The sequence below is a fragment of the Rossellomorea sp. NS-SX7 genome (assembly GCF_052828565.1).
This window is the reverse complement of sequence record NZ_CM128249.1, coordinates 3,022,839-3,043,106: the sequence shown is the minus strand read 5'-3', so window position 1 is coordinate 3,043,106 and position 20,268 is coordinate 3,022,839. Positions and strand designations below refer to the sequence as shown.

Sequence of the window (20,268 nt, the reverse complement as noted above, 5' to 3'; positions counted from 1 at the left end):
AGGGAAGAAAATGGGCAAAAAAATTCTGCTGATAATGATGACCTCTGTAACGGTTTTAATCCTGGGGTTAGTGAGCCTGACCTTCCAGTTTGTGACTTCAACGGGAGCAAGCTTGAATGAAGATTTTGAACAGAACGGAAAATATAAAGAGCGGAAGGACGATCTCAGCCTGATCGATGGTGATCCCATTTCCATCCTCCTGATGGGGGTTGACTCCCGTCCGGGTGAAGTGAGCGGGAGGGCCGATACGATGGTATTGATGACCATCAATCCTCATTCAAAATCCATCCATATGGTCAGCATACCAAGGGATACGCATATAAAGATTGCTGGAGGATTAGACAAAATAAACAGCTCCTATCAAGTCGGTGGAGCCGGGATGGCGATTCAGTCCGTTGAAACACTCCTTGATGTCCCTGTCGATTATTTCATCGAGGTAAACATGAAGGGATTTGAAGGGATTGTCGATGCATATGGTGGAGTAGAAGTGAACAATGACTTGGAATTCACAGACAAACGAGTACATTTTCCAAAAGGCGAAATTAAACTGAATGGGAAAGAAGCACTGATTTATGCCCGAATGAGAAAGAAGGATCCCAGGGGTGACTTTGGGCGTCAGAAGCGCCAGCGCCAAGTGATTGAAGATTTGATGCAGAAGGGGGAGAGCATTGCTTCCTTTACCAAGTTCAATGAAATTATCAATGTACTTCAACACAACGTTAAAACAAACATGAATCCAATCGAAATGTGGAATATTCAAGCGAATTACAAGGGTGCACGCAGTTCCATCAAGGCACACAAGATAGAGGGCAAAGATAAAACATTAAAAGGTACTTACTATTACATGCCGGATAAAAAGAATCTCAGCCAAATTTCACAGACCCTGAAACAGCATTTAGACCTGAAATCGAATGGTCCGGATGCCGGTCAAAATCGTTCTGGCAAAACGGAAGGTTCAGGTGAAGAGAAAACGGATACCAGTAAGCCATCAAATCATGCAGAGGAACGTTCAAAAACGGAGCAAGAAAAAGATCCTCAGAAGGAAAGTTCTTCTGAAGCAGCAGATCATTCTCCTGATGAAGAAGCGACAGACAAATATGTAAATAAAACCGGCGACCAGCCGAATGTTAAAAGAGAAGTCAATAAAGACTGGATGCCGGTACCGACCGATCAAACCAACCATACCAAGGTGACGTTCGAAGAGGGGTCCCTCGACTGGAAAGAAATGACCGCAGCAATAGCAAAAGGCGCGGACTTGTCAACAAATGATATGATTCTTTGGTGGGTGGAAGGTAAAGGCATAAATCAAGTCATGGCTACTGTGACGAATAAAGCTCAAACAACGAATTACAGGGTTCATGTAGAGTGGATTGAAGCCAGGGGCTACGCACCTGTTAAAGTGGAAGAACTGTATGAAAACGATCGAAAACATAACTGATTAATTTCACAGGTTTTAAGTTTATGGAATTGACTTATCACAAGAACCCAAAAATAGGAGAAGTTTTGAATGAATCATACTGTATGGCTGGCAGCGACCATCATAGTTTTAATGACAGTGATCTTCGGTTTACTAATCCTTTTAAGGAAAAGAACGAAAAAGTATGAAGAACGCATAGCAGAGATTGAAATGGAAGCTGTGATGAGCCTCAGTCGCGTTGAATATAACCTGAAAGATAAAAAAGAGTAAGTTTAAAAACTGTTAGAAAAAGGATTGGGGCAAGTAATTGTAGGATCGAATTTATGGTGATTATTTATTAGATAACATAAGTTCCATAATAAAATCCCAAGGCCAATTGGCCTTGGGATTTTAAATTTTATTTAGTCTTTTTTCTTATTAGAAACATAACCGTCCCCATCTTTATAAGGAATATCTCCTATCGGGGATTCCAAATCATTGTCATCGAGCATTTCCTCATATTCCTCGTGCTTCTTGGACGGATAGGTCTTGCGGTTTGACCCGTCGATATCCGTTGCTGCGAAGCTTTCGTAATCCTCCGTGAATCCTTCAGAGGAGTCATCTCCTTGGTACAATTCAGAGTAGTCTTCGTACTCGCCTTCGAAATCCGATGGGGTTTCGGACGTTCCGTAGCGGGCAACCTCCTGGAAGCTGTCTTCATCATCCCGGACATTGCCGTCCGTGCGATGCCTGAATTCATTATCGATCGGCGGCTGCAGTACGTCCTCCTCTACCGGGCGGTCTCCTGCTTTGGACTGTTCCGGAGAATGATCCTTGCAATAGAGTGTCGTTGGAATCACTTCAAGGCGTTCATAAGGAATCTCTGCTCCGCATTCCTTGCATTCGCCGTAAGTGCCATCTTCCATAGCCTTCAATGCATGATCTATCTTGTTTAATTCGATCTTTGAATGATCATCAATCGCGAAATCTTTCTCGCGCTCATAAAGCTCTGTACCCATGTCGGCAGGATGGTTGTCATAAAGGGACAGCTCTCCTGAATTATCTCGTTCGTTTGTATGATGAAGACTGTCAAGATCCCGATGCAGATGCTCATTTAATTGAGATTGTTGTTGAAGCAGTTCTTTCTTCAGTGTTTCTTGCTGACTATTTGTAAGCAATCTTCTCACATCCTTCATTTTGACGTCCGGCTTCGATAGCCGGACCACTTTTTTATGGTCTAATCATACTTTATCCGAAAGTGGTCTGATTAAAACATAAAAAAGAGCACTCTTGGAATGAGAGAGTACTTTTTGTGAAGGCGGCTTCTGCCATTACATCAAATAAAAAACCGGACACCAATGGTCCGGTTTTCCAATCTAACTGCTGACCTGATTAAAAGAAATATGCAATCAGCAATCCAATCGACAGCAAAAATCCAAAAATGGTATTTGTTTGAGCAGTCGCTTTCATCGCAGGCATCATTTCAAGCGGTTGTGATTTTCCAATAAAGCCTTTCGTAGCTTTCACTGCTTTTGGAATACTAAGATAAGAAACAAAAATCCAAGGAGACATGTCACCAACCAGTACCAATCCGGCAACCCATGCGTACGTTAAGAAAAACATGCTGCCGAGAAGTACGATGGCTCCTTTTTTACCAAGTAGTATGGCGACGGTTTTACGGCCGTTTTCTTTATCTCCATCGAGGTCGCGGATATTGTTTGCCAGTAATATGAGACCGACCAAAATCGATACCGGGATGGAAATCAGGATGCTCTCAGCAGTGATCGTCTCTGTTTGGATGTAGAAAGAGATCAGGATGATGATCAGCCCCATAAACAATCCAGCTACGATTTCACCGAACGGGGTGTATGCAATCGGCATCGGTCCTCCCGTATAGAAGTATCCGGCAGCCATGCACACGAGGCCGATCACTGCCAGCCACCACGTACTGTTTGCAACGATATAGAACCCTAACAGCAGAGCGATTCCGTAAAATGAAAAAGCGATGGTCATGACCGTCGAAGGCTTCACGCCATTCCGGACTATCGCGCCGCCGATCCCTACGGAGTGTTCCGTATCTAGGCCGCGTTTATAGTCGTAGTATTCATTAAACATATTCGTGGCTCCCTGGATAAGCAAAGATGCTACAAGCATCGCAATAAACAGCGAAAATTGTATGTTTGTATATTGAAGAGCAAGTACCGTCCCGAGCAATACCGGAACGAATGCTGCAGTCAGGGTATGGGGTCTCGTGAGCTGCCACCAGATTTTCCACCCTTTATCTGCTTCTATTGTATTTGTCATTCCATGTGCCATTCATCTCTCTCCTAACATTCAAGGAATTTTTCTGAAAACATTACAATTCCTTTACAGATAAAAGTGTAGGTAATGGAGGAGGGAGTGTCAATCTTTTTTTCTGTGCAGTGCTTTCCTATTTATGCCTTTAACAAATTCCGCTTGAAAAGATTTCTATTCTGCAGAAAGATGGTGTTTTCCATTATTTGAGCACTTTTACAACCCTTTAGGTTTCTCAAATCCGTAAAAAGGGTTTATTATATATAATAAGGATAAAAATGTTTTATTGTCATTCACAACGTTGACACACCTTACAGTGAGGTGTATCTTATAATAAGTTTTGAATCATGTACGTGATTGTTTGGGGGAATTCGGGTTGGTTACCATCCATAAAACCAATATTGAAAAAGCATATGATACAGCCAGGGAAAAGGCTAAACAATATCAACACCCCGTCCTGTTCAGCATCGTGGAGGAAATCGATTCAGTCGATCCGCTTTCTTTCTATAATGAGGGGAACTCAGCATTTAAGGGAACCCGCTTTTTATGGAAGGACCGGGATCATACGATTACGCTCGCAGGCCTGGGTTCTGCATACACGATTTCCACTCAAGATGACCGGGATCAATTCTTTGCGGTTGAGAAAGAGTGGAAGCGCTTCATCAATGATGGCGTCATTCTTTCACAAGAAAACTGGATCGGTACGGGACCGCTGTTATTCGGAGGCTTCCGGTTTGATCCGTTCAATCAAAGAGGCGGGGAATGGAATGATTTTGAGAACGGTACACTTCAGGTTCCATCCTTCATGCTGACAAAATCAAAAGAAGCGGACTATCTGACACTGAATATGTTATGCGGTCCGGAAGATGGCGAAGAATCATTAAATGAGATGATCCGTATGAAAAACGAAATCATCAGAAATTCCCAATATCCTTCTTTACCTGAAGAAGCGGCTGTGAGGAATGTTGAGGATTTCAATCCGGAAGAGTGGAAGAAGTCCGTACAAAACGTTGTCGAAGAACTTCAGGCTGGCGATATGGAGAAGGTGGTGCTTGCGCGTAAATGTAAAGTTACCTTTGATGATCCGATCACTTCTGACTTTGTTCTGGACAACCTGTGGAAGCAGCAGCCTGACAGCTTCATATTCAGCTTTGAACAGAATAAGAGCTGCTTTATCGGCGCTACCCCGGAACGGCTTGTCAAAAAGACCGGAGAAGAAGTACTGTCCACTTGTTTAGCCGGATCTATTGCAAGGGGGCGTACGCTCGAAGAGGATGAGAAACTTGGAGAAGAGCTTCTGAATGATGAGAAGAATCGGTATGAACATCATTTGGTTGTAGAGACCATTCAACATGCCCTCGAGCCTTTCTGCAATGAACTTTTACTTCCAGAAAAGCCGGGATTGATGAAAATGAAAGATATTCAACATTTATATACCCCTGTAGTGGGAAGGGCTTCCCGGCAGACCTCTCTGCTTAATATGGTTGAAAAGCTGCATCCTACACCTGCTTTGGGAGGAGTCCCGAGAGATAAGGCACTTCATGTCATCCGTCAGGAAGAGAAGATGGACAGAGGGTTATATGCAGGTCCTGTAGGCTGGATGGATGCATACGATAACGGGGAATTTGCAGTGGCGATACGCTCAGGTCTCCTTCATGATGAGGGATCGTATTTATATGCGGGCTGTGGAATTGTAGCAGACTCAGATCCGGAAAGTGAATTCAAAGAAACGCAAATGAAATTTCGACCGATGCTCAGGGCATTAGGGGGAAACATCCATGGATGAACATCAACAACGATTAACAAGTTATTTAGCGGCATTTATCGATGAATTAGTCGGAAATGGAGTAGACGAGGTGGTGATCAGCCCGGGTTCTCGTTCTACTCCTTTGGCGTTGTTATTTGCGCATCACCCAGGCGTGAAAACGTACATTAACGTCGATGAACGCTCCGCTGCATTTTTTGGACTAGGGATCGCAAAGGCCAAGAATAAGCCTGTTGCGATTCTTTGTACGTCGGGAACGGCAGCAGCGAACTATTATCCGGCTGTAATTGAAGCGCGTTATGCAAAGGTTCCGCTCATCGTGCTGACGGCAGACCGGCCTCATGAACTCCGGGAAGTGGGAGCTCCGCAGGCGATCAATCAGCTCGATCTTTACGGAAAGCACGTAAATTGGAGTGTCGATATGGCACTCCCAGAATCGTCGCCTGGCATTTTACAGTATGCAAAGTCCTCTGCTGCAAGGGGTGCAAGCCTCTCCAAGGGAGCTCCAGCCGGACCGGTCCATTTCAACTTTCCGATCAGGGAACCGTTAATTCCCGCTTTGGATGAGGTGGAGTTTTCTGAAAGCAGCACCAGGCAGAAACGCGTAATGGGAGGTGTCCGCGGATTATCTTCCGACATGCGTGATGACCTTACCGGAGTCCTTATGGAAAAACAAAAAGGGCTGATCATTTGCGGTCCTGGACTGGATGTATCCGCAATTGATTCGATTACGGATTTTGCAGAACTTCACGGATTTCCAATCGTCGCAGATCCTCTTTCGCAAGTAAGGAGCGGAGAGCATTCCAAGGAAAATGTAATCGAAACGTATGATGCATTTCTGAAAGCAAAAGAGATAAACGATGATCTACAGCCTGATTTGATCATTCGCTTTGGGGCCATGCCTGTTTCCAAGCCCCTGACCCTTTTCCTAAAAGGACTGCCTGAGGTTCCGTATTGGGTTGTCAGCAGCGGCGAGGAATGGCAGGATCCAATCGCGAAAGCCACTGAATTTATCTATTGCGATGAGCGATTGTTCTGTACGGACCTGAAGGCAGGCGCTCAAAATAAGGATGCAGGATGGTTACAGCTTTGGAAAACGGTAAATGACCTGTCGAAACACATCCTTCAGACTGACGATCAGCCTTGGAATGAAGGAAAAGCTGTCAAGCAGCTGATTGAACAGCTGCCCGAAGGGGCTTCCATTTTTGCGAGCAACTCGATGCCGATACGGGATATCGATACGTTCTTCTTCAATACTGACAGGAAGATTTCCGTACAGGCCAATCGTGGAGCGAATGGGATTGATGGTGTCGTTTCCACTGCACTCGGTATGAGCACGGGGAATACCCCGCTGTATCTGCTGATTGGCGACCTTGCGTTTTTCCATGATCTGAACGGTCTTCTTGTTGCAAAGAAATATGGGTTGGATATAACCATCGTCGTGATGAATAACAACGGGGGAGGAATTTTCTCCTTCCTGCCACAGGCAAGTGAAGGAACCTACTTCGAGGAATTATTCGGTACACCGATGGATCTTGACTTTTCATCAGCGGCAGCCTTTTACGGTGCACATTTTTCATTGGTGAAAGAAGAGGGCGAGTTTGTCGAAGCCCTTAAAAATGCTGAGCAGCATAAAGGAATCAAAATCATTGAAGTCCTGACGAATCGTGAAGAAAATGTAGCAATTCATCGTAAATTGTGGAAATATGTTTCCCAGGAAATAGTGGCGAAGATTAAGGGGAATGCCCAATGATCCTTCGGGTGAATGAGATTGATTATTTTGTAGATGTTAAGGGAGAAGGATTCCCGCTCGTATTTCTTCATGGGTTCACAGGTGATACGCATACGTGGGATGAAATCACCGGACGGCTTAAGGAATCGTATCAATGTATTGCGATCGATATCATCGGCCATGGAAAAAGTGGGTCACCCTCAGATTCTGCCAGGTATACGATGGATCAAGCATCCCGCGATATCAAAACGATATTGATTCAACTGGACATTAAGAGTGCAGCCTTTATCGGTTATTCGATGGGAGGGAGGCTGGCTCTTCACTTTTCTAATCTTTATCCGGAATGTGTCAGTGCTCTTTTATTGGAAAGTGCTTCCCCGGGCTTGAAAACGGAAGAGGAGCAGATAGAGAGACGGAAGAGGGATCATGCTCTTGCTGAAAGGATCATGGATGAAGGAGTGGATGCCTTCGTGAATTTTTGGGAGGAAATCCCCTTGTTCTCCACTCAAAAAAGGTTGCCTATAGAAGTTCAGGAGTCGATCCGCCGGCAGAGGCTTCAACAAACCCCGGTCGGACTTTCGAACAGTTTGAAAGGAATGGGGACCGGAGCCCAGCCGTCATGGTGGGGGAGCCTTCATGAACTTTCGTTTCCAGTGATTTTGATGATAGGGGAGCTTGACCGCAAATTTGCTGCCATCGCGGAAGAAATGGGGAAGTATATTCCTGAAGTTGAAATTATCACTTTTTTCGACACAGGGCATGCAATTCATGTGGAAGAACCTCGAAAGTTTGGTACAATGATAGAGGAAGTTTTATTCAAGTACATAAAGGAGGATGTCTAACATGGCTTTTGAATGGGTTTCAGAAAGAAACTACGAAGATATTTTATATGAAACATATAATGGGATTGCCAAAATCACGATTAACCGCCCGGAAGTACGCAATGCGTTTCGTCCTAAGACGGTAATGGAATTGATTGATGCATTTGCCTATGCACGTGACGATTCTAAAGTTGGAGTGATCGTCTTGACTGGTGCAGGTGAAAAAGCATTCTGTTCCGGTGGAGACCAAAGTGTACGCGGACACGGCGGTTATGTAGGTGAAGATGAAATTCCACGTCTGAACGTATTAGACTTACAGCGTTTGATCCGTGTCATCCCTAAACCTGTCATCGCAATGGTTGCAGGGTACGCAATCGGCGGCGGACACGTCCTTCATGTCGTATGCGATATCACAATCGCAGCAGACAATGCGATCTTCGGTCAAACAGGACCTAAGGTGGGAAGCTTTGATGCAGGTTACGGAGCAGGCTATCTGGCACGCATCGTCGGACATAAGAAAGCGAAAGAAATCTGGTACCTGTGCCGTCAGTACAATGCCGAAGAAGCACTTGAAATGGGTCTTGTAAACACGGTCGTACCTTACGAAAAACTTGAAGAAGAAACTGTACAATGGGCTTCTGAAATGCTTGAGAAGAGCCCGACAGCACTTCGTTTCCTCAAGGCTGCATTCAATGCGGATACAGATGGTTTAGCAGGACTGCAGCAGCTTGCAGGCGATGCTACACTACTTTACTACACAACTGAAGAAGCAAAAGAGGGTCGAGACGCGTTTAAAGAAAAACGCAAACCTGACTTCGGTCAATTCCCTCGTTTCCCTTAATAGAGGGCAGCCTGATGAATCTCGACGGATTCATCAGGCTTTTATTTTTCTCTGTTAAAGGCGATTGTTGATTTTTTCAGCGGAAGTCAATAACCCCGTTTGACAGAGCTTTTTATGTAAATACCATTCATGAATTGGAGAAGTGACGTTATGACATCCCAACAGCTGCCGAATTGGCTCAAGCAAAGAACATATTTGACCCCCGACCGGATCGCAATAAGAAACGATGACCATGAGTATACGTTTAAAGAACTGTGGAACATGACGATTGAAACAGCGGAAAAGATACATAGTCAACTAAAAGATTCTCAACCTGAATTCATCGGTTTGATGATTAAGAACACGGTTGAATCGGTCACGGTGATTCATGCCGTCCAACAGCTCGGTATGTCAGCTGTACTTCTTAATCATCGCTTAAGTCCTGCTGAACTGACATTTCAGATTGAAGATATGAATCTGTCCACTGTCCTTTTTGAAGATGATTTTCATGAGAAGATTCAACTTCATCATGTCCAAAAGGTGAAGCTGTCTGATTTGCAAAAGGTGCCTCCTTCAAGCTTTGAAATCAAGGATCATTTTCAGTTAGACCAAATCTGTTCAGTCATGTACACTTCGGGTACGACAGGAGCTCCAAAAGGGGTGCTTCAGACATACGGAAATCATTGGTGGAGTGCGATTGGTTCATCATTGAATCTTGGTATAAATGAAAATGATACATGGCTGTGTTCTGTACCGTTGTTCCACATTAGCGGCTATTCAATCTTGATGAGAAGCGTCATTTATGGGATGGGCGTCCGTCTCTTTGAACATTTCGATGTTGGACGGATCAATGGAGAGCTGATGAGCGGTTCCATCACCATCATGTCGGCAGTCAGCAATATGCTGCAGCGGATGCTGAAGGATGCAGGTGATGAATCCTATCATGCCAATTTCCGCTGTATGCTGCTTGGCGGAGGGCCTGCTCCGCTGCCATTACTTGAAATCTGCAGGGATAAGGATATCCCTGTTTTTCAAACATATGGCATGACGGAGACATCCTCGCAGATTGTCACGCTTTCCCCTGAATACAGCTTGTCAAAGCTCGGTTCGGCAGGTAAACCGCTGTTTCCTTCCGAACTGATGATCATGAAAGAAACAAGACCTGCGGCACCGTATGAAGAGGGAGAGATTTTAGTAAAAGGCCCGAATGTGACGGTCGGATATTATAAGCGTGAAGAAGCGAACAGGAAGAGCTTTGAAGATGGGTGGCTTTCAACAGGTGATATCGGCTACATCGATGATGAAGGCTTTTTATTCGTCCTGGACCGCCGTTCTGATCTGATCATCTCCGGTGGTGAAAATGTGTACCCGGCTGAGATCGAAAGTGTGCTCACGTCCCACCAAGATATTGAAGACGTGGGTGTAGCCGGCATTATGAGCGATGAGTGGGGACAGGTTCCTTGTGCATTTATCGTAAAAGGCAGCAAGCATCTGCTTACTGAGGAAGATGTCCATTCATTCTGTAAAAATAAACTCGCTTCCTACAAACAGCCCAAAAAGGTGGTCTTTGTGGATGAAATTCCACGTAATGCATCCAATAAGATTCTGAGAAGGGTACTGAGAGATCGTTGGGAGCAGGGGGTGTACCAAAGTGAACATTAAAAAAATCAGGCTCCACATCATATCGATGAGCTTGAAGAAACCATTTGTCACGCATCTTCAACGAATGGAAACACGGGAAGGCATCATTATTGAGGCCGAGGATCAAAGAGGTGCGGTCGGCTTAGGTGAAGTCGTGGCATTTTCAACACCGTGGTATACGGAAGAAACGATCAAAACATGCTATCACATGCTGAAAGATGTATTGATTCCTCTGGTTGAACGTTCCCCGATTACCCATCCGGAAGAACTGAGCAAGCTGTTTGAGCCTGTAAGGGGGAATGCAATGGCGAAAGCTTCCCTGGAAATGGCGATTTGGGATTTGTATGCAAGGCAGCAGGAAAAGCCCCTTTGGAATCTGCTTGGGGGAACGAGGGAAAAAGTTCCGGCAGGGGCCGTTGTTGGAGCGGATTCGATTGCAGGAATGATTGCACAGACTCACGAACTGGTCGATGAAGGATATGAAAGGATAAAAATCAAGATTTCGAAGGGAGCGGACGTCGAAGTTGTGCGTGCATTGAGAGAAGAATTTCCTCACCTTTCCCTTTTGGCAGATGCAAATTCTGCGTATGAGCTGAATGATGCCGAGCACCTGAAATCCCTTGATGAATTCAGGCTGAAAATGATTGAACAGCCTCTTGGAATAGACGATTTGGTTGAACACGCCATTTTACAAAATAAGATCTCTACCCCGATCTGCCTTGATGAAAGCATCGTATCGCCTCACGATATGAAGAGTGCCATTCAATTAAAGAGCTGCGGTGTCGTCAACATCAAGCTGGGCAGAGTCGGCGGCTATAATCATGCACTGGAAATATACCGTTTGTGTAAGACGAATGAAATAAAAATGTGGTGCGGCGGTATGATTGAATTCGGCGTCTCCCGCGCACATAACATCAGTCTTGCCAGCTTGGAGGGATTCTCGATTCCTGGTGATATTTCTTCCTCGTCAAAGTATTGGGAGGAGGATATCATAGATGCTCCTATCGTAGTGGAGAATGGATTTGTGAAGAGGTTCGACAGACCGGGTATCGGAGTTGACCTGAATCAGAAGCGTCTTAATGAAGTGTGTAATTATAGGGAAGAGTTTTTATTATAAACAGTTAAGGACATGAATTCTTCAAGGAATTCATGTCCTTTTTAATTGTTTGTTAGTCTGCTCCAGCTGTGCATGGAAAACAGCCGCGGCAAAATGCTAGCTTTTTTGCCGCAAATACCTCTTGTCGTTCATGAACAGGCTCCAGAAATATACGAACCCCGGGAAAAGGATGATGAACCCGACGATATAGGTGATGAACACGGCTCTGAATGAATTCGGGTCTGTGAATCCGGATTGGATTGTCACTTCCGGATAAATGATATAAGGCAGATGTGCGTTACCGTACACATAGCTTGCGAGTACGTATTGAAACGTAACCGCAACCACAGCTACACGCGGCATCCCTTTCATCCCTTCCTTATTGGTGGGCAGAAACAGGGCCGCACCTGCAATCAAAAAGCCGAGCAGGGAAATCAGCAGGATCGTCAAATCCTCCATCATTCGTTCATAAATCCAGTTCGCTTCATTTTTCATCGTAATCATGATGAGAAATGCCATCATTACAGATATAGGACCAATGATCATCGCATCGCGTCTGTAAACCTTATATGCCTCAAATTCCCTCGAAGCTTTGGAGTAGTCAGCTAAGAGAAGCGATGATAGAAACAATGTACTCGCTACTGCAAACCCGAAGAACGCATATTCATGCGGGCTTGTAAAAAGCTTGCCCAAGAGGAGCGTCTGGCCGTCTTCAAAATCAATATAAGGACCGTGTGAAATCGGCAGAACGCTGATCAAGAGGCCTGGTATCAAGAGCCCTGTTATGCCGGTGATGTAGGTCAGAGGTTTCCGGTAATCATCTGCCACATGCGAAAAGACAAGAAATGCGCTTCGGATCGCAAGCAGGAGGAGGATCAAACTCCCCGGCACTAAGAGGACGGTGCCGAGCGAATAGGCCGCTCCCGGAAACAAGCTGTATACCGCCACGACAAGGGCGACAATGAACGTATTCGTCACTTCCCACGTAGGGGACAGATAACGATTCGCAATATTGGTTGCTTTCGTTTTGTCATGATTGATGTAAAGCATCGACCAGAAGCCTGCCCCGAAATCCATCGTCGCCATCACGGCATAGATGAATACGAACCCCCACAGGATCGTGATCGCGATTAACACCTGAGTCATGATCATCCCTCCTTATCAGTTAAGTAGACAGCGGAATTTCCTTGCTCTCTGCTTTATCAATATCTTTTTGAGGCGGATTGCGTTTGAAGTAATAAAGAAGTACAAGTACGACAGCAACCGCTAAAATGGCATAGACAGTGACAAAGAGAATAAACAGAACGGCAATGTTTCCTGTGGTCGTAACCGAATCCTCAGTGCTTAGAATCCTGTAGATAGTCCAAGGCTGCCTGCCTGTACAGGCAAATATCCAGCCGAATTCAATGGCCAGGATGGAAAGCGGTCCACCTGACACGAACAGCCACATCAGCCACTTCGGATAACGGTCCTTCTTCAACAGCTTTTTCCAAACATAGGCAACCAGCGCAAGAAGGATCAACAAAGAACCGATGCCGACCATAGCGTTGAATAAGGTATGAACAAACAGCGGAGGCCAGTATTCCTCAGGAAAATCATTCAAGCCGATCACTTCTGTTTCGAAACTGTTACCTGCAAGGAAACTCAATGCCCAAGGAATTTCGATTCCCCATTTGACTTCCTGTTCTTCCGGGTCGGTAAAGCCGCCGATGGCAAGCGGGGCATGTGTCTGTGTTTCGAACAGCCCTTCAGCAGCTGCAAGCTTTTCAGGCTGATATTCATGGAGCATTTGAGCGGATTCATGCCCATTGATCGCGGTGAGGAACGAGAAGACCCCACCGACGAATAAGCAAATCATCAGCGCTTTTCCATGAAACTTATAGACTCTCGATCCAAATGGAGTACGGAGCATTTTGAATGCAGCGACTGACGCAATCGTGAAGGAACCAACGACGTAAGCGGAAAGGGCGACATGCCCTGCCGTTACGAAAAAGCTTGGATTGAAAAAGGCTTTCCATGGGTCGACATCCGTGATTTCCCCGTTGACGATATTGAAGCCGGCCGGGGTCCCTTCAAATGCATGTACATTGGTGATCAAGACAGCAGATGCCAATCCGCCGATCGCGACAAGGATCAAACTGACAATTCTCATCCAAGGCGCAATCCGATTTGCTGCATACACATAAATGGACATGAAAAGAGCTTCAATGAAGAAGGCATAAATTTCGATTTGAAAAGGCAGAGCCATCACTCGTCCAATGACCTCCATAAAACCGGGCCAAAGAAGGGACAACTGCACGCCTGCAATCGTTCCCGTCGGAATTCCTACCCCGAGAAGCACGGCAAATGCCTTCGTCCAGCGCTTCGCCATCACGGAGTAATCCAGGTCGTTTGTACGCTGATACATAATTTCCGCCACCAGTATCATCAAAGGAATACCGACTCCCAGCGTTGCAAAGATAATGTGAAAAGCCATTGTTGTACCGAATAAAGATCGAGCAAGTACTAATTCATCCATTTCCAATTCTCCCTTACCATGTCATTAGCTTTCCTTATTGTCCACTTAATGGAAAATAATATGCATGGGTTTCAAGTGAATTTGCCTATCAGAGTTACTGGTTTGAACAGTGCAAGGAACAGTTTCCATCATATGTGCAGGGCTCCGTCATACAGCTGGAACTGTGCGTACCTGGTACAGTGGACTTGAACTGTACCAGGTACGATGAGTGTGATGTGTACCAGGTACAACGAGGCCGATGTGCACCAGGTACACCAGCCGGTAACGGGAACAAATGCCCGTCTTCCGATCAGGAACAGCAACAAAAAAACACCACTCCCAAAAAGAGCGGTGTTTTTCAAACGCTATTGCAGCGCTTTTTTCAACGTATCAATATTCTTTCTCATCAGTGAAAAATAATCCTCGTTCTCATCACGATCTTTTTCGGTCAAAACAGAAAGGTTATGAAGCTTAAGGGACTCAGCTCCCAGTTCTTTTTGAACAACCTCAGTCAAACGGGAGGAGACATTTTGTTCAAATAATATATATTGAACATTGTCTTCTTTTCCTTTTTCAATGATTTTTTTCAATTCCTGCTGTGAAGGTTCGTCAGATGTATTCAAGCCTGCGATGGCTTCCTGATGAAGGCCATATCGATCTTCCCAGTAGCTGTATGCCGCGTGGGAAACATAGAATGTTTTATTCGGTGCAGACTCGGCCATCTTCATGAATTCAGCATCCAATGCATCGAGTTCTCCATTCAACTCTTTCAGGTTATCTTGAAAATCTTCCTTATGTTCCGGCATTTCTTTAGATAACGTATCAGCGATTGTTTCGGCCATATGCTTGGAGTATTGCGGATTCAGCCAGATATGTGGATCTCCCTCATGCTGATGCCCATGCTCGTCTGCATGTGCTTCTTCCTCATCACCATGTTCATCTTCGGAATGCTCATCTTCCCCGTGTTCATCTTCAGCATGTTCAATATCGATTCCTTTACTTGCCGGTACAACTGTGACATCTTCATTTTCTAAGATGGTCTGTGCCTTTTCGACAAACCCTTCAAGCCCCATGCCTACATAAAAAAAGACATCTCCTTCGGCCATCTTGATCATGTCTTTTTGTGAAGGCTCGAACGTATGCTCATCAGCACCTGGCGGATAAATGCTGTGTACATCTACATGCTCTCCGCCGATTTTCTTTGTGAAATCCTCCAGCGGGTAAACCGTGGTATAGACATCGAGCTTACCGTCCTTGGCTCCCTTATCATCAGTAGAAGCTCCGCACGCTGATAGGAATAAAACGATTAATAATAAGAAGCTATTACGAATATAGTTCAAGAAGAATCCTCCTTTTGAGTGTTCGGATATAAATTGTAATGATTACGATTTAGCACAAAAGTTATTTTACTATCCTCCTGCACATTAAGCAAGACAAAAGTTTTATACATGCGTTATTTATTTTTACCTATTCTTCAAAAGAAAGACGGCATAAATAAAACGACTAGCTCCAACTTCGGAGCTAGTCGCTGTTCTGCTTATTCCTGGATGGCCATTCTTCCGGCACGTGATCGATTCCGCCAGGGTGGAAGGGATGGCATTTGAGGATACGTTTAATGGTAAGGAAACCACCGCGTAAAGCACCGAACCTGCCAACTGCCTGGATGCCGTAATGAGAACAGGTCGGATAGAAGCGGCATGTCGGAGGTTTTATCGGTGAAATCACGACTTGATAAAACCGGAACAGTAAAAGGATTGCGCGTTTCATTATATAATCTCCCAGAATGTTTTCTTCTACTATATCAAATAATGAGGAAGACATAAAAGCACCCTGATTTGGAATTGAAATATAACTGTAAAGAGGGTTGGAAGACAGGAATGGCGAAGTGTGTGGAAAGTGGATATCTGCAAAAATAGCTCAAATCGGATTAAGTTGATGAAATTACTATGAATTTACGTTATACTAGTGTTAGAAATGAATGGGAGGTATAAATGATGCCATCAGTAGAGAGTTTTGAATTAGATCATAATGCGGTAAAGGCACCGTATGTCAGACATTGTGGAGTGCATAAGGTAGGAAGTGACGGCCTTGTCAATAAATTCGATATCCGTTTTAGTCAACCGAACAAACAGGCTATGAAGCCTGACTCCATTCACACGCTGGAGCATTTACTCGCGTTTACCATCCGTAAATATGCAGAGCCATATGCTCATTTTGATATCATCGATATTTCTCCGATGGGCTGCCAGACCGGCTATTACCTGGTCGTCAGCGGAGAGCCTAAAGTGGAGGAAATCATCGATCTATTGGAAGCGACTATGAAAGAAGCCGTCGAAATCGAAGAAATTCCTGCAGCAAACGAGAAACAGTGCGGCCAGGCAAAGCTTCATGATTTAGAGGGAGCAAAGAAATTGATGAGATACTGGCTGAGTCAAAGTAAAGAAGACTTGAAGCAGGTATTTGCCTAATATGAAAAAATCCACCGGGGGCGTTTTTACCCGGTGGATTTTTTACTTATATTTCATTTTTTTTATCTACAGAGTCGTCCTCTTTTTCATCCATATGCTTTAGATGTGGATTATTTTCAATCGGATCGACTGTATGTTTAACGGTCGTATATGCTTTGGACGTTGTCAGGGCACTCACAAATATCACTAATATGCATATGACGACTGCAATGATCATGACGAGCGTTAATGACACAGTTTAACCCCCTTTTTTCCTTATTTTATCATAGAAAAAATAAATGTCATTCAGTAAACCGTACAATTTGGTGAATACAATCCATAGTATAAAGGTCCTCCTGCCGCCGGAAAATATTCTGTTTTCATCTGGTGAATTTTGGTATGATGAAGGAAACAGGGAAGACAAGGGGGGATTTCCATGAATGTATCATCCATAATGGGGAAACAGGTTGCAGAGCTTCAGCGGACACTAAGTATGAATCTCCTGAAGAGTCAGATGTCCACCCAGGCTGCGCATGTGACGGTGATGCTTCAGGATATGCAGGAGGCAAATGCTGCACCGCATCCGAGCAAGGGGCTTACCATTGATGTGAAAGGGTAAGAGAAAAGCCTTAAACACGAGTGTTTAAGGCTTTTTTATATGGTGTTCCTTCCTTGATCAGTGGAGGCTTTTCCGTTCCAATCTTACTCGTTCCTCACTTTTGGACCATTTTTCTTTTAACGTTTCAAATATGTATAGTCGAAGGAAATATTCCAGCTCTTCTGTCTCCATTTCTTGGATCAGTTCGATGATTTCGTTCCTGGATGTATCTTCTAAAATCGTAAGGGCAATGAGGTCTAAGTCTTCATCTGTACCTTTGATTCTGCCGCGGTACATTTCATAGATTTCTTCAATCAACTTCATGCACTTCACCTCCCTTTTATTAATTTTAACAGAATTAGGATTGAATACTCCACAGTTTATTTTTTATTTACCCGAAATTCCCCTTCATATGCCTTTCGACCGGAAAATCTTATCTTTCTTATTGATACTATACTAAAGAATACTGACAATATTCATGATAAAGGGAAATTTTTAAAAAAGGTGACGATGTCATAAAGTGTATAGAAATACATCAATTGAGGAAAAAGAAGGGTAAGAAAATTGAAGGGGTTGGAAAGTTTGGACGAACGTCATGATTATTATATCGAAATAGCCACAGGTGAAATTTCACGAAGCTCGACGGATTCACCATGGAACTTTAAAATCTCGGCAACGGATGAAGAAATCACAAGACTGAGGGAGATTTTTGATTCAAGTCACTCGATTGACTGGCAAAATTTCTACCGTTCACATGTCCCATATATACAGTACCACTTTGACCGTGAAAATGATGCTTACGATGAAAATCTTCATAGGGTATATGCCATGATTCATGAACTTGGCGATGAGGATGCTAAAAATCATATCGAAAGTATGGGGATCCTCGATCATCCTGCTCCCTGATCTCAAATAAAAGTGTTGGTTCCAAAGCGAAACTTGTGGACCAATGCTTTTTATTTATGATTAGATTAGATAGGGGGGGAATTGCAATGGAACAATTTTTCGATGCGAATGGTGTAAAAGTGGAGCTTGCATTTCAGGAATATTACTTTGGTCAGGAGTCACAGCATGTCTTGGTCATTTGCCGATACAATCATCACTGGCTGTTAACGCAGCATAAAAAACGGGGACTTGAATTTCCCGGCGGCAAGCGTGAAAAAGGAGAAACGCTTGAGGAAGCGGCCATCCGCGAAACGTATGAAGAAACAGGGGGAGTGATAAAAGACCCCGTTTTCGTAGGGGAATATAAAGTGTACGATCAATCGCCGTTTGTTAAGACCATATTCTACGCGGAAGCCGAAGAATTGGTAAGGAAAGAGGATTACCTTGAAACGTACGGGTGTACATTATGGAAGGGTGAGCTGGGTGATATGCAGACACACCCTGAATTCAGTTTTATCATGAAAGACAAAGTGGTGGAATTGGCTCTAAAACGTTTGAACTTTACGACTTGATCCACTTCTTTTCCAGCTGTTCGACAACTTTATACATAATGGTGGCAAAAACGGCGATCACAAGCAGGGAGAGAAGGACAAGGGTGAAATTAAACACTTGAAACCCATAGATGATCATGTATCCAAGTCCCTTTGCTGACACAAGGAACTCCCCAACAATGACCCCTACCCAGGATAGTCCCACATTTACTTTCAACGTGGAGATGACCGTAGGGAAGGAAGCAGGCAGGATGACCTCTTTGAACATCTGTCCCCTTTTTGCCCCAAATGTCTTCATCACCTTCAAGTAGTTCGGATCCACCTCTTTAAAAGAGGTATATACGACGATGGTCGTGATGATGACGGATATAACGGTTCCCATCGCGATAATCGAAGTGAAGCCCGGACCAAGGCCGACGATCAGAATCGGACCAAGGGCCACTTTCGGCATGGCGTTCATGATGACAAGGTAAGGATCCAGCACTTTTGACAGGAAGGGCGACCACCAAAGAAGTGCTGCCAATAGCGTACCAAGCAGTGTGCCGAGTATGAAACCGAGAATGGTTTCCCCGAGTGTCACCGACAAATTGGCAAGGAGGCTGCCGTCTGCGACTTTATCCAAAAAAAGACTCCATATCTTGGACGGGGAACTGAAAATAAGGGGATCGATCCAGCTGTTCCGGCTCGAGATTTCCCACAGGGTGAAAAACACCAGGAAGATCAGGGCCTGATAGAACCACACCCGCCGCTGTTCTTTTTTCAAGGATTGAATGTATTCGGCATGCTTCAGTTTAAGGGTTTCCTGATTCAAGGTTCTCAAGCTCCTTCCATATGGTTTGAAAAAAAGGTGAATATGCTTCATGGTTCCTTACGGTAAACGGCTTTAATTCCTTTAACTCACGGGGCACTTCGAAAACCTTGTGCACCCTGCCCGGCTTCGCGGCAAACAGAATAATCCTGTCACTCATCGCAATGGCTTCACCGATATCATGAGTGACGAGCAATGCCGTTTTATTCAGTGACTTCAAGGTGGTAAAGATAAGGTCTTCAAGCTTTAATTTGGTCTGATAATCAAGTGCTGAAAATGGCTCATCCAGAAGCAGGATTTTCGGTTCTGTAATCAATGTGCGGATCAGGGCGACCCGCTGCCGCATCCCGCCTGACAACTCTCTCGGGTACGAGGGTGCCACTCCCGAAAGCCCCAGTTCTTCCAGCAATTCATATGCTTCACGTTTCTTCTCTTCTGTTAATAACTTCATGATCTTCAACCCTATGAAAATATTCTCTTCAATCGTTTTCCATGGGAAAAGGTAATCCTGCTGAAGCATATATCCCATCTGATTTTTTTCAGAACTCACTGGTTTACCGTTCAATAGAACCTTTCCTTCTGTCGGCTCAATGAGCCCGGCGATGATTGAAAGAAGCGTGGTTTTCCCACATCCGCTTGGTCCGATAAACGAGATGAATTCTCCTTCATTTACATCGAATGAAATATTAGATAGGGCATTGGTTGCCGTTTTAGGAGTAAAATAAGTGTGATGAATCGTGTCAATGGACAAAAAATTCACGGTAACGCGCCTCCAGTCTTTCTCAATTAATGAAGGGCTGACTCGTTGTCAGCCCTGTTTTGCTTTTGTGTGGCAGCATATTTTGAATGGCTGTGGTTTGAGCCAGGCACCATCTAAGGCACCACCACCTAACAGTTACGTTCAAATACAATGCGA

22 protein-coding genes are annotated in these 20,268 nt (G+C 44.5%); 12 read left to right on the top strand and 10 right to left on the bottom strand.

Annotation, left to right across the window (positions count from 1 at the left end; translation table 11 throughout):
* The first annotated feature begins 10 nt into the window (after window positions 1-10).
* Both ACUXV2_RS15190 and ACUXV2_RS15185 read left to right on the top strand, forming a co-directional pair.
* The gene (locus tag ACUXV2_RS15190) at window positions 11-1,438 is read left to right on the top strand and encodes a DUF1510 family protein (RefSeq protein ID WP_446244021.1); all 1,428 of its coding nucleotides are present in this window, start codon (window positions 11-13) and stop codon (window positions 1,436-1,438) included.
* A 69-nt stretch (window positions 1,439-1,507) separates the two neighbouring features.
* A complete protein-coding gene (locus ACUXV2_RS15185) occupies window positions 1,508-1,687 on the top strand; it encodes a hypothetical protein (protein ID WP_446244020.1) in 180 nt (59 codons plus the stop codon).
* A 131-nt stretch (window positions 1,688-1,818) separates the two neighbouring features.
* Here the strand turns inward: ACUXV2_RS15185 and ACUXV2_RS15180 are convergent, their stop codons facing one another.
* Window positions 1,819-2,583 carry a TraR/DksA C4-type zinc finger protein gene (locus ACUXV2_RS15180; protein ID WP_446247085.1) on the bottom strand — a complete coding sequence of 255 codons (765 nt, stop codon included), beginning with the start codon at window positions 2,581-2,583 and terminating at the stop codon, window positions 1,819-1,821.
* A gap of 205 nt (window positions 2,584-2,788) precedes the next feature.
* Entirely contained in the window at window positions 2,789-3,712 is a 924-nt protein-coding gene (locus ACUXV2_RS15175) for a 1,4-dihydroxy-2-naphthoate polyprenyltransferase (RefSeq protein WP_446244019.1), read from the bottom strand.
* A gap of 355 nt (window positions 3,713-4,067) precedes the next feature.
* Between ACUXV2_RS15175 and ACUXV2_RS15170 the strand changes: the two genes are divergently transcribed.
* The 6 genes from ACUXV2_RS15170 to menC all read left to right on the top strand — a co-directional run bounded on the left by ACUXV2_RS15170 (window position 4,068) and on the right by menC (window position 11,587).
* The gene (locus ACUXV2_RS15170; protein ID WP_446244018.1) at window positions 4,068-5,477 is read left to right on the top strand and encodes an isochorismate synthase; all 1,410 of its coding nucleotides are present in this window, start codon (window positions 4,068-4,070) and stop codon (window positions 5,475-5,477) included.
* Window positions 5,470-7,209, top strand: a complete 1,740-nt coding sequence (gene menD, locus ACUXV2_RS15165) for a 2-succinyl-5-enolpyruvyl-6-hydroxy-3-cyclohexene-1-carboxylic-acid synthase (RefSeq protein WP_446244017.1) — start codon at window positions 5,470-5,472, stop codon at window positions 7,207-7,209. The genes ACUXV2_RS15170 and menD overlap by 8 nt, the downstream gene beginning before the upstream one ends.
* Window positions 7,206-8,030 carry a 2-succinyl-6-hydroxy-2,4-cyclohexadiene-1-carboxylate synthase gene (gene menH, locus ACUXV2_RS15160; protein ID WP_446244016.1) on the top strand — a complete coding sequence of 275 codons (825 nt, stop codon included), beginning with the start codon at window positions 7,206-7,208 and terminating at the stop codon, window positions 8,028-8,030. Before menD ends, menH begins: the two co-directional genes overlap by 4 nt.
* Before the next feature lies 1 nt (window position 8,031).
* Window positions 8,032-8,850: a 1,4-dihydroxy-2-naphthoyl-CoA synthase gene (gene menB / locus ACUXV2_RS15155; RefSeq protein WP_446244015.1), complete on the top strand. Its 819-nt coding sequence runs from the start codon at window positions 8,032-8,034 to the stop codon at window positions 8,848-8,850.
* 150 nt (window positions 8,851-9,000) lie between these two features.
* Window positions 9,001-10,491 (top strand): o-succinylbenzoate--CoA ligase, encoded by a 1,491-nt coding sequence (locus ACUXV2_RS15150; RefSeq protein WP_446244014.1) that lies wholly within the window; start codon window positions 9,001-9,003, stop codon window positions 10,489-10,491.
* A complete protein-coding gene (gene menC, locus ACUXV2_RS15145) occupies window positions 10,481-11,587 on the top strand; it encodes an o-succinylbenzoate synthase (protein ID WP_446244013.1) in 1,107 nt (368 codons plus the stop codon). Before ACUXV2_RS15150 ends, menC begins: the two co-directional genes overlap by 11 nt.
* A gap of 96 nt (window positions 11,588-11,683) precedes the next feature.
* On the opposite strand, the gene ACUXV2_RS15140 is transcribed toward menC, so the two are convergent.
* From ACUXV2_RS15140 to yidD, 4 genes are all read right to left on the bottom strand, one after another.
* Window positions 11,684-12,712 carry a cytochrome d ubiquinol oxidase subunit II gene (locus ACUXV2_RS15140; RefSeq protein ID WP_446244012.1) on the bottom strand — a complete coding sequence of 343 codons (1,029 nt, stop codon included), beginning with the start codon at window positions 12,710-12,712 and terminating at the stop codon, window positions 11,684-11,686.
* 19 nt (window positions 12,713-12,731) lie between these two features.
* Window positions 12,732-14,084 carry a cytochrome ubiquinol oxidase subunit I gene (locus ACUXV2_RS15135; RefSeq protein WP_446244011.1) on the bottom strand — a complete coding sequence of 451 codons (1,353 nt, stop codon included), beginning with the start codon at window positions 14,082-14,084 and terminating at the stop codon, window positions 12,732-12,734.
* Window positions 14,085-14,428: 344 nt separating this feature from the next.
* Window positions 14,429-15,403, bottom strand: coding sequence for a metal ABC transporter substrate-binding protein (locus ACUXV2_RS15130; RefSeq protein WP_446244010.1), 975 nt, complete (start codon window positions 15,401-15,403; stop codon window positions 14,429-14,431).
* A 181-nt stretch (window positions 15,404-15,584) separates the two neighbouring features.
* Window positions 15,585-15,830, bottom strand: a complete 246-nt coding sequence (yidD, locus tag ACUXV2_RS15125) for a membrane protein insertion efficiency factor YidD (RefSeq protein WP_446244009.1) — start codon at window positions 15,828-15,830, stop codon at window positions 15,585-15,587.
* Between the two features lie 227 nt (window positions 15,831-16,057).
* On the opposite strand from yidD, the gene ACUXV2_RS15120 reads away from it, so the two are divergent.
* A complete protein-coding gene (locus ACUXV2_RS15120; RefSeq protein ID WP_446244008.1) occupies window positions 16,058-16,531 on the top strand; it encodes an S-ribosylhomocysteine lyase in 474 nt (157 codons plus the stop codon).
* A gap of 46 nt (window positions 16,532-16,577) precedes the next feature.
* On the opposite strand, the gene ytzI is transcribed toward ACUXV2_RS15120, so the two are convergent.
* A complete protein-coding gene (gene ytzI / locus ACUXV2_RS15115) occupies window positions 16,578-16,766 on the bottom strand; it encodes a YtzI protein (protein WP_446244007.1) in 189 nt (62 codons plus the stop codon).
* Window positions 16,767-16,946: 180 nt separating this feature from the next.
* Between ytzI and ACUXV2_RS15110 the strand changes: the two genes are divergently transcribed.
* Window positions 16,947-17,129: a polyribonucleotide nucleotidyltransferase gene (locus ACUXV2_RS15110; protein ID WP_446244006.1), complete on the top strand. Its 183-nt coding sequence runs from the start codon at window positions 16,947-16,949 to the stop codon at window positions 17,127-17,129.
* Window positions 17,130-17,186: 57 nt separating this feature from the next.
* Here the strand turns inward: ACUXV2_RS15110 and ACUXV2_RS15105 are convergent, their stop codons facing one another.
* Window positions 17,187-17,432, bottom strand: coding sequence for a DUF6154 family protein (locus tag ACUXV2_RS15105; RefSeq protein WP_032087259.1), 246 nt, complete (start codon window positions 17,430-17,432; stop codon window positions 17,187-17,189).
* Window positions 17,433-17,690: 258 nt separating this feature from the next.
* Between ACUXV2_RS15105 and ACUXV2_RS15100 the strand changes: the two genes are divergently transcribed.
* Together ACUXV2_RS15100 and ytkD are read left to right on the top strand one after the other, a co-directional pair.
* Window positions 17,691-18,014: a hydrolase gene (locus ACUXV2_RS15100; protein ID WP_446244005.1), complete on the top strand. Its 324-nt coding sequence runs from the start codon at window positions 17,691-17,693 to the stop codon at window positions 18,012-18,014.
* Window positions 18,015-18,100: 86 nt separating this feature from the next.
* Window positions 18,101-18,565, top strand: a complete 465-nt coding sequence (gene ytkD, locus ACUXV2_RS15095; protein ID WP_446244004.1) for an RNA deprotection pyrophosphohydrolase — start codon at window positions 18,101-18,103, stop codon at window positions 18,563-18,565.
* On the opposite strand, the gene ACUXV2_RS15090 is transcribed toward ytkD, so the two are convergent.
* A complete protein-coding gene (locus tag ACUXV2_RS15090; RefSeq protein ID WP_446244003.1) occupies window positions 18,555-19,355 on the bottom strand; it encodes an ABC transporter permease in 801 nt (266 codons plus the stop codon). The two genes, ytkD and ACUXV2_RS15090, sit on opposite strands and share 11 nt — an antisense overlap.
* Window positions 19,336-20,112, bottom strand: coding sequence for an ABC transporter ATP-binding protein (locus tag ACUXV2_RS15085; protein ID WP_446244002.1), 777 nt, complete (start codon window positions 20,110-20,112; stop codon window positions 19,336-19,338). The genes ACUXV2_RS15090 and ACUXV2_RS15085 overlap by 20 nt, the downstream gene beginning before the upstream one ends.
* Between the last annotated feature and the right edge of the window lie 156 nt (window positions 20,113-20,268).